This is a genomic window from Providencia lanzhouensis (assembly GCF_050469745.1).
In the GTDB taxonomy this organism is placed as follows: Bacteria; Pseudomonadota; Gammaproteobacteria; order Enterobacterales; family Enterobacteriaceae; genus Providencia; species Providencia lanzhouensis.
On record NZ_CP174123.1, the window covers coordinates 417,194 to 433,757 of the forward strand.

Sequence of the window (16,564 nt, forward strand, 5' to 3'; positions counted from 1 at the left end):
GTTTTTTGATTCCTAAAGACATTATTGGAGATTAATTAATACTTGCTGTTGCCACATTTTTGGTAATGTGCGAGATGATTTTTCCCACGCTTCACCATCTTTAATTGGCTGTGCATTTTTATATTGTTCGTCTGGCAGTAACTTCGCTTTAATATCCGCTGGCAGGGTTAAATACGGAGAACGGATTGGGCGGGCATAACCTTCAGCGAGGTTGACTTGACCTTTATCACTGAAAATAAATTCACGGGTTAATTTAGCCGCATTAGGGTTTTTCGCGTATTTGTTGATGATAGTGGTATAACCAGAAACCACCGTACCATCCGATGGGATCACCACGATGAAACGATCGCGGTTGATTTGATCACGGTAATTTAATGCGTTGAAGTCCCACATCAAGCCGACTTCCACTTCGCCTTTTTCAATGTTGGCTAACGTAGGGTCATTGACTGAAAGGCGCTTTTGTTTTGCAAGTTCAGCAAAAAATTCAATGGCAGGTTTTAAATTTCCTTCATTACCACCACGAGCGAATGCGGCGGCTAAAACTGCATTGTTTGCTTGAGCGGCAATACCGACATCCCCGACAGTGACTTTATATTGACCTTTGAGCAGATCTTCCCAACTTGTTGGGACATCTTTGACTAAGTCTTTATTGATCATAAACGCGATAGTGCCGGTATAAGCTAACGCCCAATGGCCGTCTTTATCTTTTGCCCAATCAGGAATTTGTGACCATGTCGTTGGTTTATAAGGTTGCGTGACACCTTTTTGTACTGCGACAGGGCCGAAAGAAGCACCCACATCACCGATATCAGCGGTAGCATTATTTTTTTCAGCCGCAAATTTCGCAATTTCCTGTGCGGAACTTAAGTCCGTATCTTGGTGTTTCAAGCCATATTGAGAAGCTAAATCCTGCCATGTGCCTTTCCAGTTTGCCCATGTATCAGGCATCCCAACGCTATAAACTTGGCCTTCTTTCTTTGCCGCTTCGATAAGCTTGGTTAAATCGCTGTCAGCCGCAAATGCCATTTGAGACGCGCTGAGTGACAGTAAAATTGCAGGTACGATAGCTTTCATCTTGTTTCTCTCTATAAGAGTCGCCGGATTGGTTAATTGGCATGCTAATTATTCAAGATGACAATCAATTGACGGTTATGTGACACTTTTTAGACGCGGTGACTTTTAAATGTCTAAAAAGTGTCAAAATTGCGAAAGGGTAGTGACGAATCAAACGGTTGTATGACAATCTATAAAACAAGCGTATCTTTAACCGCAACTCAGCATGCTGAAATAGAGAAACAGAATGAATAAACACACATTAGCAGGAACGGAAAGCGGCTGGTGGTTTGTCTGCTTTGCGGGGCGACTGTGGTTGCCCCAAGGAGATGTGCCTAGAGGTGCTGCACAGCAGTTCGGATTAACAGGAAAACTTGCGACGCCGATCGGTGAGTGGCAGGGGGAAATTGTTTGGCTGATCGCTGAAAAAATGCCATCAGATATGGCTTCGCCTCGCGTGGTGGCTTCTCAAGATGAAGGGCTATTTCGCCTAGCCGGACGGGGTGTTCAACTCGCGGAGTTTTATCGCTCTCATCGTTACTGTGGATATTGCGGAACGGCGATGCGCCACAGTTCAACGGAATGGGCATGTCTGTGCGACCACTGCCATGAGCGTTATTATCCGCAAATCGCCCCGTGTATTATTGTCGGTATTCGCCGCGATGATCATATTTTGCTGGCACAGCATCGTCGCCATTCACAAAACCCGCTGTTCACGGTGTTAGCAGGGTTTGTGGAAGTGGGGGAAACCTTAGAAGAGGCGGTCGCGCGCGAAGTGATGGAAGAGAGCCATATAAAAGTGCGCAATATTCGTTATGTCTCTTCCCAGCCTTGGCCATTCCCACACTCATTGATGATGGGCTTTTTAGCTGATTATGATAGTGGGGATATTCAAGTTGACCCCAAAGAGTTAGTGAGCGCTAACTGGTATCACTATAATGACCTGCCGCTGATCCCGCCGGGAGATACGATTGCTCGGCGATTAATAGAAGATAGCGTGGTGTTATGTCGTCAATTTGATGAAGATAACCAGTAATTGCGCTGGCGCTGATATTGTTTCCCTTTGCTGGTATAATATGGCGCCTTAGCCATTTGCGGCGGCCACAATAATAATGGAGTAAATAATGACTGAGTTGAAAAATGACCGCTATCTACGTGCGTTGCTACGTCAGCCTGTAGATGTGACCCCAGTATGGATGATGCGTCAAGCAGGGCGTTACCTACCAGAATATAAAGCAACTCGTGCAGAAGCTGGTGATTTTATTGCTTTGTGTAAAAATACTGAGTTAGCGTGTGAAGTCACGTTACAGCCACTTCGTCGTTTTCCATTAGACGCCGCAATTTTATTCTCTGATATTCTGACCATCCCTGATGCAATGGGGCTGGGGCTTTATTTCGAAACTGGCGAAGGCCCACGTTTTGAAAAGCCAATCAAGAACGCTGCCGATGTTAAAAACATCCCAATTCCCGATCCGGAAATGGAACTGGGCTACGTGATGGATGCGGTTCGTGCCATTCGTAAAGCCTTAAATGGCGATGTGCCACTGATTGGTTTCTCGGGTAGCCCGTGGACATTAGCGACCTATATGGTTGAAGGTGGTAGCAGCAAAGCGTTCACTAAAATCAAAAAAATGATGTATGAAGATCCAAATACGCTGCATTTACTGCTGGATAAGCTGGCAGATAGCGTGATTTTGTATCTGAATGCTCAAGTGCGCGCAGGCGCTCAATCCCTGATGATTTTCGATACGTGGGGCGGCGTGCTGACTAAGCGTGATTATCTGGAATTCTCCTTGCGCTACATGCACAAAATTGTTGATGGCTTAATTCGTGAAAATGACGGTCGTCGTGTGCCTGTGACCCTGTTTACCAAAGGTGGCGGGCAGTGGTTAGAAGAGATGGCGGCAACAGGCTGTGATGCGCTAGGTTTGGATTGGACGACCGAAATTGCGGATGCTCGTCGTCGCGTTGGTGACAAAGTGGCGCTGCAAGGCAATATGGATCCTTCAATGTTATATGCACCACCTGCGCGTATTGAACAAGAAGTGCAGCACATTTTAGCAGGCTTTGGTCAAGGTGAAGGGCATGTCTTCAATTTAGGTCATGGTATTCATCAAGATGTGGCGCCTGAACATGCGGGTGCGTTTGTGGACGCGGTTCACCGTTTCTCTCGTCAATATCATCAGTAGCCGCCAAGGCATAATCGAGGTAGAACTTGGTGTTTTATCTCGATTTGAACCTCTCAATGTGTGGTGTATTTACAGGATCTTGTAAGTACATCATTATCATCTATGATTAATCCTTATTAATAATGGTTCCGTGATGGCAATTGATACTCAGCAGTTGCGACAACAGCAGGTAGAGCTAGCTCAACAAGTCATTCTGAATGATGAATTTGTCCCGCCGCGTTTTATTGGTGGTGCGGATGTCGGTTTTGAGCAAGACGGTACCGTCACTCGCGCGGTGATTGTGGTGCTTTCATGGCCTGAGCTGCAATTGGTGGAGTATCAAATAGCACGGATCCCAACTCAGTTACCCTATATACCCGGGTTGCTCTCGTTTCGTGAAGTCCCAGGGTTAATGGCTGCGTGGGAAAAAATCCAACAAAAGCCCGACTTAGTGCTGGTGGACGGTCAAGGTATTGCTCATCCGCGGCGTTTTGGTGTGGCTTGCCATTTCGGATTGTTGGCCGATGTCGCAACGATAGGGGTAGCAAAAAGCCGTTTATGTGGTGATGATGTTGAACTCAATGCTGAACCTGAAAGCGTCGAAATGTTGAAAGTGGCTCAAGAGCAATTAGGATGGGTTTATCGCAGTAAGAAACGCTGTAATCCTTTATATCTTTCTCCGGGTCACAAAGTCAGTTTTATTTCCTCGCTAGAGTGGGTAAAACGGTGTATTCAGGGGTATAGATTGCCAGAACCGACCCGTTTTGCTGATGGAATCGCTTCGAATCGCACATTTTTTAAGCGAATGAATGAGAAAATTGGCTAATTATCAGCAAAATATGTGGCATTGGCAGATTTTCAGGTAAACTGCGAAGTATTGAGATTGATGAGTCAGAAATTATGTTAAGAAATCCTATTCATTTGAGGTTAGAGAAACTAGAAAGCTGGCAGCATATGACCTTCATGGCATCCCTGTGCGAGAGAATGTATCCTAATTATCAAATGTTTTGCCAGCAAACTGAATTTGCTGATGCGAAGGTTTATCGTGCCATCCTTGATTTAGTTTGGGAAACCTTGGTTATCAAAGATAGCAAAGTCAATTTCGACAATCAGTTAGAGAAGTTAGAAGAAATTATTCCAGTCGCCGATGACTTCGATATGTACGGTGTTTATCCCGCTATCGACGCTTGTATTGCTTTAGGTGAACTCATTCATGCAAAACTGAGTGGTGAAACCCTTGAGCACGCAATCTTAGTCAGTGAAGCATCGATTCGTACTGTTGCTATGCTTGAAATGACCCAAGCAGGGCGTGAAATGACCGATGAAGAGCTAAAAGTGGTGCCTGCTGTGGAAGAAGAGTGGGACATTCAATGGGATATTTTCCGCTTATTAGCCGCTTGCGAAGAACGAGACTTAGAGTTAATTAAAGGATTAAAATCTGACCTCCGCGAAGCGGGTGTCAGCAATATCGGCATTACTGTCGCGTAAATTTTGCACTTTTAAGTGCGAAAACGTGACTTAAAGCAGTAATGCTGTGTACTAAGACTTCACATTTACCCCTACTCTGTTCTACATTTAGGGGCGAGAAGAAGTGGCTATCGGGGGCGTGTATCAGGGGCTGTCTATCTGGCATATCCGACGCACTCGATGCTTTGCAAACGATAAACACACTGTGTAAGGATAATTTATGAACAAGACTGAATTAGTTGATGCTATCGCAGAATCAGCAGATCTGACTAAAACTCAAGCTAAAGCAGCTTTAGAAGCAACTCTGAGCGCAATTTCAGATTCTCTGAAAAGCGGCGAAGCAGTACAACTGGTCGGTTTCGGTACTTTTAAAGTTAGCCACCGTGCAGCTCGTACCGGTCGTAACCCACAAACTAAAGCAGAAATCCAAATTCCTGCAACAACTGTACCAGCATTCTCTGCCGGTAAAGCACTGAAAGACGCTGTAAAATAAGTACATTGTCTACGAGAATTATCAGAGGGGGTATGAAGTTACCCCTTTTGTTTATTCGCCAAAGGTTGCTGGTGTTGGGAGCAGTCTCAATACTAAGCGCCTGTTCTTCTAATTCGCCTCGACTCCCTGAGTTTAGTGCCAGCGGATTTATTGCCGATGAAGGCGTAATCCGAATGTGGAGACTGAATGATGCGAAGAGTCAGCCGTTGGTCTTAATGGTGGTGTATAGCCCCTATAAAAGAACCGACACCTCCGTCAATTTCTTCGAATATCGTGATGGTAAATTGTGGCAGATCCGCAGCCAAGTCCTCAATCAAGGGGATAACAACATCACTGAACAACTGCGCTTTAGTAAAGATAATGAAATTGTGTTTATGCAGCGCGCGCAAAATAATATCAAAACCCCGCTTTCCTCTGATGAAATTAACCGCTGGCGTTTTGAAGCTGACCGTATCCTGAATATCAATACCGCGTTGATAGTGGGTGGTGTAGAACTACATCAAGGGTATTGGAAGCAAGGTAAAATCACCACTTGTGATGGTGAAAAGCGCGATGTTACTTTCGAACCGTATGCACAGAAATGGCTAGATGATAGAGCCAAAGTCTGGATGAAAGAGCTGAATTTGGCGTGGCTGGAGTCGCCAGAGGGCACTCAGCTTTTGATGGTGGCGGATACCAACTTCTGCAATTGGCAACCTAGTAAAGATTCTTTGTAGGTCACCGCTCGTCGTCTTTCGAACCACAGCTGTATTGCTACGTTCGTTCACCCTAGTCACATACTTATGTATGCTCCTAGAGATTCTCTCTCTTGCAGCTTTGCTGTGATTCGAAATACTTAGAGCCATTGGCGGTGTGAAGGTCAAAGGCAAAACAAGTTCAAAAAATAAAAAGATAGAAAGATAGAAAGATAGAAAGATAGAAAGATAGAAAGATAGAAAGATAGAAAGATAGAAAGATAGAAAGATAGAAAGATAGGCAATAAAAAAGCTGATAAAAGTTTCCTCTTATCAGCTTTGGGATTATTTGTTTCTATTACTTAATGCGGGCGATAGCGCGGTAGCCGATATCGTTGCGATAGAAGCTGTCGGACCAATTGATGGTTTTGGCAACTTCGTATGCTTTAGCTTGAGCTTTTGCGATGTCGTTACCTAATGCAGTGACACACAGAACGCGACCACCGGCAGTGACGACTTCGCCTGCTTGGTTGAGCTTGGTACCTGCGTGGAACACTTTGCTATCAGCGGCTTCTGACGTTGGTAGACCCGAAATTACATCGCCATTGCGATAATCACCTGGATATCCCCCTGCCGCAATCACGACGCCGAGCGCTGGACGTTCATCCCAAAGAGAATCTTTACCTGCGAGTTCGCCTTTAGCACCCGCTAAACACAGAGCGACTAAATCAGATTGTAAGCGCATCATAATTGGCTGAGTTTCTGGATCGCCAAAACGGCAGTTAAATTCGATGACTTTCGGGTTACCCGCTTTATCAATCATCAAACCTGCATATAAGAAACCTTGATAACGGTTCCCTTCTTGATCCATCCCTTTAACGGTTGGATAAATGACTTGCTCCATGACACGTTGATGAACCGTATCTGTCACCACTGGCGCAGGTGAATATGCACCCATACCGCCAGTGTTTAACCCAGTATCACCATCGCCAACACGTTTATGATCTTGGCTAGTTGCCATCGGAATGACATTCTCACCATCCACCATGACGATGAAACTCGCTTCTTCGCCATCAAGGAACTCTTCGATAACGATACGATGACCGGCATCACCGAATGCATTGCCAGCCAGCATATCATGGACGGCATCTTTGGCTTCTTGCAGCGTCATTGCCACAATCACGCCTTTACCAGCAGCCAAACCATCAGCCTTGATAACGATAGGTGCGCCAACTTTATCTAAATAAGCCAAAGCAGGCTCAATTTCAGTAAAGTTTTCATAAGCTGCGGTCGGAATCTTGTGACGCGCTAAGAAATCTTTGGTGAACGCTTTCGAGCCTTCTAACTGCGCAGCACCTTGAGTTGGTCCAAAAATGGTTAAACCAGCTTGTTTGAATGCATCGACCACACCGATAACTAATGGTGCTTCTGGACCTACGATGGTTAGACCGATTTGTTTGTCTTTGGCAAATTGCAGTAAGCCATCAATGTCAGTTGCTGAGATATCGACATTTTCCAGTGCAGCTTCCAGTGCAGTACCCGCGTTACCCGGCGCAACATACACTTTATCTGCTAATGGAGATTGTGCGGCTTTCCATGCTAAAGCGTGCTCGCGACCGCCACCACCAATAATCAGTATATTCATAGAAACCCCTAGCAATTAGTGACGGAAGTGACGCATGTTAGTAAAGATCATTGCGATGCCATGTTCATTGGCAGCGGCAATCACTTCATCATCACGAATAGATCCACCTGGTTGAATAACGCAAGTAACGCCTACAGAGGCTGCGGCATCGATACCATCGCGGAATGGGAAGAATGCATCGGATGCCATTGCGCAACCAGCAACTTCTAAACCTTCATCGGCAGCTTTGATCCCTGCAATCTTAGCAGAGTACACGCGGCTCATTTGTCCTGCACCAATACCGATAGTCATGTCGTTCTTCGAATAAACAATCGCATTTGATTTCACGAATTTCGCCACTTTCCAGCAGAACAGCGCATCTTTTAACTCACGTTCCGTAGGTTGGCGTGTGGTTACGACGCGTAAATCTTCCGCTTCGACCATACCTAAGTCACGATCTTGAACCAGTAAACCGCCATTCACGCGTTTGAAATCTAAACCTGCAACAGGTTTACTCCACTCACCACATACCAGAACACGCACGTTTTGCTTGGTAGATAAAGAAGGTAACGCGTCTTCAGCAATAGAAGGGGCAATGATCACTTCAACAAATTGGCGTTCAATGATGGCTTCTGCGGTGGCTTTATCTAATTGACGGTTAAAAGCAATAATGCCGCCGAATGCAGAGGTTGGGTCAGTCTTGAATGCTTTATCATAAGCGGCATGGATATTGTCACCAATGGCAACACCACAAGGGTTAGCATGCTTAACAATAACACAAGCTGGCTCATCAAAGGATTTTACACATTCCAGAGCTGCATCGGTGTCTGCGATATTATTATAAGAAAGCGCTTTACCTTGAATTTGGTTCGCAGTGGCAATCGACGCTTCTTTTGGATTTTCTTCTATATAGAAAGCCGCATCTTGATGGCTGTTTTCGCCATAGCGCATATCTTGCTTCTTAATGAAGTTTAAATTCAGGGTACGAGGAAAACGACCTGATGGCTGAGTAGTATCACCATGATATGGGGCAACCAGTTCGCCAAAGTAGTTGGCAATCATGCTGTCATAAGCTGCTGTGTGCTCGAACGCTTTAATAGCTAAGTCAAAGCGTGTTGACCAATTCAGCGAATTTTTGTGGTTATCCATCTCTTCGATGATTTTGTCATAGTCATTACTGTTAACCACGATAGCCACATCTTTATGGTTCTTCGCTGCGGAGCGAACCATGGTTGGACCGCCAATATCAATATTCTCAACGGCGTCTTCTAATGTGCAATTTGGTTTTGCGACGGTTTGAGCAAATGGATAAAGGTTCACAACCACCATATCAATAGGTGCAATGTCATGCTGCTGCATGATGGCATCATCTTTACCGCGACGACCTAAGATCCCACCGTGAACTTTCGGGTGCAGAGTCTTAACGCGACCATCCATCATTTCAGGAAAACCTGTGTAATCTGAAACTTCAGTGACCTTAAGGCCTTGCTCTGCTAGTAATTTAGCGGTTCCACCGGTAGAAAGCAGTTCAACACCACGGTGAGAAAGCGCCTTAGCGAATTCAACAACCCCTGTTTTATCAGACACACTAAGCAGGGCACGGCGAATAGGACGAAGCTGTTGCATGAGATAGATCCCTTGGATTTGGATAAAGAAGCAATATCTATATATAAGTCACTAACAATTTCAGAGCATCAAAATAAAATCAATGCCGAATTTTCGCGCTAATTGTAGCGCAAACGTTTGCGTAATGCGCGAACTATTTTCACTATTTTTTCAGTCTGTGGATAAATCTGTGTGTAAGTAGGTATAAATAGGGGTTTTGCTGTGGAATGCAGCAGTTGAACTAAAAACCGTAAAAAATCTTAAAAAAAGGGTTGCAGGATTTCTGCGACTCCCTATAATGCGCATCCACTGACCGGGAACAAGCCAACGCAAAGCGCGATGGACACTGAACCGGCAGCGAGAGAATCTGAAAAGATTAAGTAAAAAAATACTTGACTCTCAATGAGGAAAGCGTAATATACGCCACCTCGCGACAACGACCTAAGTTGATAAAAACTGAGTCGAATTTCTCAAGAAATGTCGCACCGCTCTTTAACAATTTATCAGACAATCTGTGTGGGCACTCACAGGACACTATCAAAAAATATTTGATTTTAAGTCTTGAAGAGTGACTAACACGTTAATTCATATATATGAACTAATAGGTAATTTGGTTTCTTCGGAAATCAAACGACAGTAACATTCTTTGAGCATCAAGCTTTTTAATTGAAGAGTTTGATCATGGCTCAGATTGAACGCTGGCGGCAGGCCTAACACATGCAAGTCGAGCGGTAACAGGGGAAGCTTGCTTCTCGCTGACGAGCGGCGGACGGGTGAGTAATGTATGGGGATCTGCCCGATAGAGGGGGATAACTACTGGAAACGGTAGCTAATACCGCATAATCTCTCAGGAGCAAAGCAGGGGAACTTCGGTCCTTGCGCTATCGGATGAACCCATATGGGATTAGCTAGTTGGTGAGGTAATGGCTCACCAAGGCGACGATCCCTAGCTGGTCTGAGAGGATGATCAGCCACACTGGGACTGAGACACGGCCCAGACTCCTACGGGAGGCAGCAGTGGGGAATATTGCACAATGGGCGCAAGCCTGATGCAGCCATGCCGCGTGTATGAAGAAGGCCTTAGGGTTGTAAAGTACTTTCAGTTGGGAGGAAGGCGTTGATGCTAATATCATCAGCGATTGACGTTACCAACAGAAGAAGCACCGGCTAACTCCGTGCCAGCAGCCGCGGTAATACGGAGGGTGCAAGCGTTAATCGGAATTACTGGGCGTAAAGCGCACGCAGGCGGTTGATTAAGTTAGATGTGAAATCCCCGGGCTTAACCTGGGAATGGCATCTAAGACTGGTCAGCTAGAGTCTTGTAGAGGGGGGTAGAATTCCATGTGTAGCGGTGAAATGCGTAGAGATGTGGAGGAATACCGGTGGCGAAGGCGGCCCCCTGGACAAAGACTGACGCTCAGGTGCGAAAGCGTGGGGAGCAAACAGGATTAGATACCCTGGTAGTCCACGCTGTAAACGATGTCGATTTGGAGGTTGTTCCCTAGAGGAGTGGCTTCCGGAGCTAACGCGTTAAATCGACCGCCTGGGGAGTACGGCCGCAAGGTTAAAACTCAAATGAATTGACGGGGGCCCGCACAAGCGGTGGAGCATGTGGTTTAATTCGATGCAACGCGAAGAACCTTACCTACTCTTGACATCCAGAGAATTTAGCAGAGATGCTTTAGTGCCTTCGGGAACTCTGAGACAGGTGCTGCATGGCTGTCGTCAGCTCGTGTTGTGAAATGTTGGGTTAAGTCCCGCAACGAGCGCAACCCTTATCCTTTGTTGCCAGCGATTCGGTCGGGAACTCAAAGGAGACTGCCGGTGATAAACCGGAGGAAGGTGGGGATGACGTCAAGTCATCATGGCCCTTACGAGTAGGGCTACACACGTGCTACAATGGCGTATACAAAGAGAAGCGACCTCGCGAGAGCAAGCGGAACTCATAAAGTACGTCGTAGTCCGGATTGGAGTCTGCAACTCGACTCCATGAAGTCGGAATCGCTAGTAATCGTAGATCAGAATGCTACGGTGAATACGTTCCCGGGCCTTGTACACACCGCCCGTCACACCATGGGAGTGGGTTGCAAAAGAAGTAGGTAGCTTAACCTTCGGGAGGGCGCTTACCACTTTGTGATTCATGACTGGGGTGAAGTCGTAACAAGGTAACCGTAGGGGAACCTGCGGTTGGATCACCTCCTTACCATTGAAGTGTTTTTGTGAAGTGCTCACACAGATTGTCTGATAGAAAGTAGAGCAAAAAGCGCGTCTGCGAAGCTGACTGTAGTGTCCCCTTCGTCTAGAGGCCTAGGACACCGCCCTTTCACGGCGGTAACAGGGGTTCGAATCCCCTAGGGGACGCCAATTGCGCGGAGAATGAGTGAAAGACGTTCCCCACAAATAATGATTAAGCCAATTACGTTGTAGTTGGTTTAACAATTATGCTCTTTAACAATCTGGAACAAGCTGAAAATTGAAAACAACGCACATTGTTTATCGCTTAAACAATGTGAGAGTCTCTCAAAAATCTCAACTTGAAGATGTTCTCTGTTACGATGGTAAATCGTAATGAGCGAGCAGTCAGCCATTCAAGGCGGACAGCGCACAGCAAGCGCAGCATACATTAGTATGTGAGCATTGCGAGCACTGCCCAACACAGAATGGATGCACGCGCAGCCATTACTTATCAGAATGACACGAAAAGACACCTTCGGGTTGTGAGGTTAAGCGACTAAGCGTACACGGTGGATGCCTAGGCAATCAGAGGCGATGAAGGACGTGCTAATCTGCGATAAGCGTCGGTAAGGTGATATGAACCGTTACAACCGACGATTTCCGAATGGGGAAACCCAGTGCAATTCGTTGCACTATCGTTTGATGAATACATAGTCAAACGAAGCGAACCGAGGGAACTGAAACATCTCAGTACCTCGAGGAAAAGAAATCAACCGAGATTCCCCTAGTAGCGGCGAGCGAACGGGGAGCAGCCCAGAGTCTTAATCAGCATTAGCATCAGGAGAACGGTCTGGAAAGGCCGGCAGTAAAGGGTGATAGCCCCGTATCCGAAGGTGTTGGTGTTGTGAACTCGACGAGTAGGGCGGGACACGTGTTATCCTGTCTGAATATGGGGGGACCATCCTCCAAGGCTAAATACTCCTGATTGACCGATAGTGAACCAGTACCGTGAGGGAAAGGCGAAAAGAACCCCGGCGAGGGGAGTGAAATAGAACCTGAAACCGTGTACGTACAAGCAGTGGGAGCACCTTTATGGTGTGACTGCGTACCTTTTGTATAATGGGTCAGCGACTTATATTCTGTAGCAAGGTTAACCGTATAGGGGAGCCGTAGGGAAACCGAGTCTTAACTGGGCGAATGAGTTGCAGGGTATAGACCCGAAACCCGGTGATCTAGCCATGGGCAGGTTGAAGGTTGGGTAACACTAACTGGAGGACCGAACCGACTAATGTTGAAAAATTAGCGGATGACTTGTGGCTGGGGGTGAAAGGCCAATCAAACCGGGAGATAGCTGGTTCTCCCCGAAAGCTATTTAGGTAGCGCCTCGTGAACTCATCTTCGGGGGTAGAGCACTGTTTCGACTAGGGGGTCATCCCGACTTACCAACTCGATGCAAACTACGAATACCGAAGAATGTTATCACGGGAGACACACGGCGGGTGCTAACGTTCGTCGTGAAGAGGGAAACAACCCAGACCGCCAGCTAAGGTCCCAAAGTCATAGTTAAGTGGGAAACGAAGTGGGAAGGCTCAGACAGCCAGGATGTTGGCTTAGAAGCAGCCATCATTTAAAGAAAGCGTAATAGCTCACTGGTCGAGTCGGCCTGCGCGGAAGATGTAACGGGGCTAAACTATGCACCGAAGCTGCGGCAGCGATATGTAAATATTGTTGGGTAGGGGAGCGTTCTGTAAGCCTGTGAAGGTGACCTGTGAGGGTTGCTGGAGGTATCAGAAGTGCGAATGCTGACATAAGTAACGATAATGCGGGTGAAAAACCCGCACGCCGGAAGACCAAGGGTTCCTGTCCAACGTTAATCGGGGCAGGGTGAGTCGACCCCTAAGGCGAGGCAGAAATGCGTAGTCGATGGGAAACGGGTTAATATTCCCGTACTGGTGATAATTGCGATGGGGGGACGGAGAAGGTTAGGCTGGCCGGGCGACGGTTGTCCCGGTTTAAGGATGTAGGCAGGTGAATTAGGCAAATCCGGTTCACTATATGCTGAGGTCTGATGACGAGTCACTACGGTGGCGAAGTAGCTCATACCCCGCTTCCAGGAAAAGCCTCTAAGCTCTAGATTATCATTAATCGTACCCCAAACCGACACAGGTGGTCAGGTAGAGAATACTCAGGCGCTTGAGAGAACTCGGGTGAAGGAACTAGGCAAAATGGTGCCGTAACTTCGGGAGAAGGCACGCTGGCATTAGGTGAAGTGATTTACTCATGGAGCTGAAGCCAGTCGCAGATACCAGCTGGCTGCAACTGTTTATTAAAAACACAGCACTGTGCAAACACGAAAGTGGACGTATACGGTGTGACGCCTGCCCGGTGCTGGAAGGTTAATTGATGGGGTTATCCGTAAGGAGAAGCTCTTGATCGAAGCCCCAGTAAACGGCGGCCGTAACTATAACGGTCCTAAGGTAGCGAAATTCCTTGTCGGGTAAGTTCCGACCTGCACGAATGGCGTAATGATGGCCAGGCTGTCTCCACCCGAGACTCAGTGAAATTGAACTCGCTGTGAAGATGCAGTGTACCCGCGGCAAGACGGAAAGACCCCGTGAACCTTTACTATAGCTTGACACTGAACATTGAGCCTTGATGTGTAGGATAGGTGGGAGGCTTTGAAGCGTGGACGCCAGTCTGCGTGGAGCCAACCTTGAAATACCACCCTTTAATGTTTGATGTTCTAACGTAGCCCCGTAATCCGGGGTGCGGACAGTGTCTGGTGGGTAGTTTGACTGGGGCGGTCTCCTCCCAAAGAGTAACGGAGGAGCACGAAGGTTGGCTAAGCATGGTCGGACATCATGCGGTTAGTGCAAAGGCATAAGCCAGCTTGACTGCGAGAGTGACGGCTCGAGCAGGTACGAAAGTAGGTCTTAGTGATCCGGTGGTTCTGTATGGAAGGGCCATCGCTCAACGGATAAAAGGTACTCCGGGGATAACAGGCTGATACCGCCCAAGAGTTCATATCGACGGCGGTGTTTGGCACCTCGATGTCGGCTCATCACATCCTGGGGCTGAAGTAGGTCCCAAGGGTACGGCTGTTCGCCGTTTAAAGTGGTACGCGAGCTGGGTTTAGAACGTCGTGAGACAGTTCGGTCCCTATCTGCCGTGGGCGTTGGAAGATTGAAAGGGGCTGCTCCTAGTACGAGAGGACCGGAGTGGACGCACCACTGGTGTTCGGGTTGTCATGCCAATGGCATTGCCCGGTAGCTAAGTGCGGAAGAGATAACCGCTGAAAGCATCTAAGCGGGAAACTTGCCTTGAGATGAGTCTTCCCTGACCCTTTAAGGGTCCTAAAGGAACGTTTAAGACTAAGACGTTGATAGGTTGGGTGTGTAAGCGTAGCGATACGTTGAGCTAACCAATACTAATGAACCGTGAGGCTTAACCTGACAACACCGAAGGTGTTTTCGGGATGAGAGATTAAGTTGATTTTCAAAGAAAGTGAGAAGCCGGAAGGTGAAGGACACACAGCTTGTTCAGGATTGATATTCTGGTTTAAGAGAAAACTTAGACGGGAATAAACAGAATTTGTCTGGCGGCAATAGCGCGGTGGTCCCACCTGACCCCATGCCGAACTCAGTAGTGAAACGCCGTAGCGCCGATGGTAGTGTGGGGTCTCCCCATGTGAGAGTAGGGAACTGCCAGACATTAAATTAGCCGAGAAGCCACCCAATGGGTGGCTTTTTTGCGTTTGGGGGCCTAAAAAATAGGTGATAAAAGGCAAGATAGTCATCCTTTGAAGCGTGATTATCGAAACAGCCCCCTTCAGATCTCACTAATTTCGTTGTTCTTACTCTCTGGATGCCTGTATTTAAAGGCCACTATGCAAAAACTACCACCCAAAAATCATGATTCAAGAAATCATAAGTCTTAAAATCCTCTCTACTTCAGATCAAAAAAGTCTAAGCCATTTTAGCTATTAAGTTGTAATAAAAAGTCTGAATATCATTAAGTTACTAGTTTGCTAGACTTTTAATATTCCTAATACACCAACCATCGCTTGAAATTATTTCAACTTGCTTTGAAACGCTCGACAAGTAGAGTCACATTAGTTAGATTGTTTAGCATTCTAGAAGTCTAAACGTACAAAGTATATTTAAGGGGATGAACCATGCCAATTCGCCTGCCTGATGAGCTACCAGCAGTTAATTTCTTGCGTGAAGAAAATGTTTTTGTCATGACCACGACAAGAGCCAGCCTTCAGGAGATCCGTCCCTTGAAAGTACTGATACTGAACCTAATGCCGAAAAAAATTGAAACTGAAAACCAATTTTTACGGTTACTATCAAACACGCCATTGCAAGTCGATATCCAGCTTCTACGCATTGATCAGCGAGAATCTAAGAATACGCCAACTGAACACTTGAACAATTTTTACTGTGATTTTGAAGATATTAAACACCAAAATTTTGATGGATTAATTGTAACAGGTGCTCCGCTCGGCTTAGTTGAATTTGCTGACGTGTGTTATTGGGAACAAATAGAGCGGGTCATTGCATGGGCAAAAGAGCATGTGACTTCAACATTATTTGTTTGCTGGGCGGTTCAAGCTGCACTTAACGTATTGTATGATTTACCTAAATTAACCCGCAAAGAGAAACTCTCTGGCGTATATTCACACGAAACATTAGAGCCTTATGCGTTATTAACTCGCGGATTTGATGCTTCTTTTTATGCGCCGCATTCCCGTTATGCCGATTTCCCTGAAGACTATATTCGTCAGAACACAGACCTTGATATTTTAGCCAGCTCACCGGAAGCGGGAGCGTACTTATTTGCATCAAAAGATAAGCGTTTGGCCTTTGTCACGGGGCATCCTGAGTATGATGCGGAAACATTATCTCAAGAATATTGGCGTGATGTGGATGCCGGGATCACACCTGAATTACCGTGTAATTATTTCAAAAATGATGATCCGAATAATTCGCCGGAAGTTCGTTGGCGTAGTCATGGTCACTTGTTATTCTCCAATTGGCTGAATTATTATGTGTATCAGATCACACCATTCGATCTTACTCATATGGAACCAACATTAGATTAAAAAAACTCACTTAATGCCAGCTAACTGGTCATATCTCAGAATATAAGGCTGAGTAATCAAAATTATTTAGCCTTTAAATCAAAATTCCTCCCATTTTTTAGATGAATAAAAAATCAATTTTTGTCTGCTTACTCATTTTCTTTGTTCAAAAGAAAATTTCGACTTATACATAACTTCATGATTTAACTTATATTTAACATT

At 46.2% G+C, this 16,564-nt stretch carries 10 protein-coding genes, 1 tRNA gene and 3 rRNA genes; 11 read left to right on the plus strand and 3 right to left on the minus strand.

Annotation, left to right across the window (positions count from 1 at the left end; all coding sequences use genetic code 11):
- Positions 1-21: 21 nt before the first annotated feature.
- Entirely contained in the window at positions 22-1,074 is a 1,053-nt protein-coding gene (locus ACIH2S_RS01905) for an ABC transporter substrate-binding protein (RefSeq protein WP_108479695.1), read from the minus strand.
- Positions 1,075-1,300: 226 nt separating this feature from the next.
- Between ACIH2S_RS01905 and nudC the strand changes: the two genes are divergently transcribed.
- The 6 genes from nudC to ACIH2S_RS01935 all read left to right on the plus strand — a co-directional run bounded on the left by nudC (position 1,301) and on the right by ACIH2S_RS01935 (position 5,897).
- The gene (gene nudC / locus ACIH2S_RS01910) at positions 1,301-2,089 is read left to right on the plus strand and encodes an NAD(+) diphosphatase (RefSeq protein ID WP_108479696.1); all 789 of its coding nucleotides are present in this window, start codon (positions 1,301-1,303) and stop codon (positions 2,087-2,089) included.
- An 88-nt stretch (positions 2,090-2,177) separates the two neighbouring features.
- The gene (gene hemE / locus ACIH2S_RS01915) at positions 2,178-3,242 is read left to right on the plus strand and encodes a uroporphyrinogen decarboxylase (protein ID WP_108479697.1); all 1,065 of its coding nucleotides are present in this window, start codon (positions 2,178-2,180) and stop codon (positions 3,240-3,242) included.
- Between the two features lie 133 nt (positions 3,243-3,375).
- On the plus strand, positions 3,376-4,047 hold the full coding sequence (nfi, locus tag ACIH2S_RS01920) for a deoxyribonuclease V (RefSeq protein ID WP_036953569.1): 672 nt from the start codon (positions 3,376-3,378) through the stop codon (positions 4,045-4,047).
- Between the two features lie 74 nt (positions 4,048-4,121).
- Complete coding sequence (locus ACIH2S_RS01925) at positions 4,122-4,709, plus strand: YjaG family protein (protein WP_036953566.1); 588 nt, start codon at positions 4,122-4,124, stop codon at positions 4,707-4,709.
- A 199-nt stretch (positions 4,710-4,908) separates the two neighbouring features.
- Positions 4,909-5,181: an HU family DNA-binding protein gene (locus ACIH2S_RS01930; RefSeq protein WP_006657071.1), complete on the plus strand. Its 273-nt coding sequence runs from the start codon at positions 4,909-4,911 to the stop codon at positions 5,179-5,181.
- A 32-nt stretch (positions 5,182-5,213) separates the two neighbouring features.
- On the plus strand, positions 5,214-5,897 hold the full coding sequence (locus tag ACIH2S_RS01935; RefSeq protein WP_430247999.1) for a DUF1481 domain-containing protein: 684 nt from the start codon (positions 5,214-5,216) through the stop codon (positions 5,895-5,897).
- A gap of 316 nt (positions 5,898-6,213) precedes the next feature.
- On the opposite strand, the gene purD is transcribed toward ACIH2S_RS01935, so the two are convergent.
- Positions 6,214-7,500 (minus strand): phosphoribosylamine--glycine ligase, encoded by a 1,287-nt coding sequence (gene purD / locus ACIH2S_RS01940; RefSeq protein ID WP_321146317.1) that lies wholly within the window; start codon positions 7,498-7,500, stop codon positions 6,214-6,216.
- A 15-nt stretch (positions 7,501-7,515) separates the two neighbouring features.
- The gene (purH, locus tag ACIH2S_RS01945) at positions 7,516-9,105 is read right to left on the minus strand and encodes a bifunctional phosphoribosylaminoimidazolecarboxamide formyltransferase/IMP cyclohydrolase (protein WP_108479701.1); all 1,590 of its coding nucleotides are present in this window, start codon (positions 9,103-9,105) and stop codon (positions 7,516-7,518) included.
- A gap of 642 nt (positions 9,106-9,747) precedes the next feature.
- On the opposite strand from purH, the gene ACIH2S_RS01950 reads away from it, so the two are divergent.
- The 5 genes from ACIH2S_RS01950 (at position 9,748) to metA (ending at position 16,363) form a co-directional block, all read left to right on the plus strand.
- Positions 9,748-11,287 (plus strand): 16S ribosomal RNA (locus tag ACIH2S_RS01950).
- A gap of 85 nt (positions 11,288-11,372) precedes the next feature.
- Positions 11,373-11,448, plus strand: a tRNA-Glu gene (locus ACIH2S_RS01955).
- 357 nt (positions 11,449-11,805) lie between these two features.
- A 23S ribosomal RNA gene (locus tag ACIH2S_RS01960) occupies positions 11,806-14,711 on the plus strand.
- Positions 14,712-14,853: 142 nt separating this feature from the next.
- A 5S ribosomal RNA gene (gene rrf, locus ACIH2S_RS01965) occupies positions 14,854-14,969 on the plus strand.
- Together the 16S, 23S and 5S rRNA genes with 1 tRNA gene alongside form the textbook arrangement of a ribosomal RNA operon.
- A gap of 464 nt (positions 14,970-15,433) precedes the next feature.
- Positions 15,434-16,363: a homoserine O-acetyltransferase MetA gene (gene metA, locus ACIH2S_RS01970; protein WP_036955456.1), complete on the plus strand. Its 930-nt coding sequence runs from the start codon at positions 15,434-15,436 to the stop codon at positions 16,361-16,363.
- Positions 16,364-16,564: the final 201 nt, after the last annotated feature.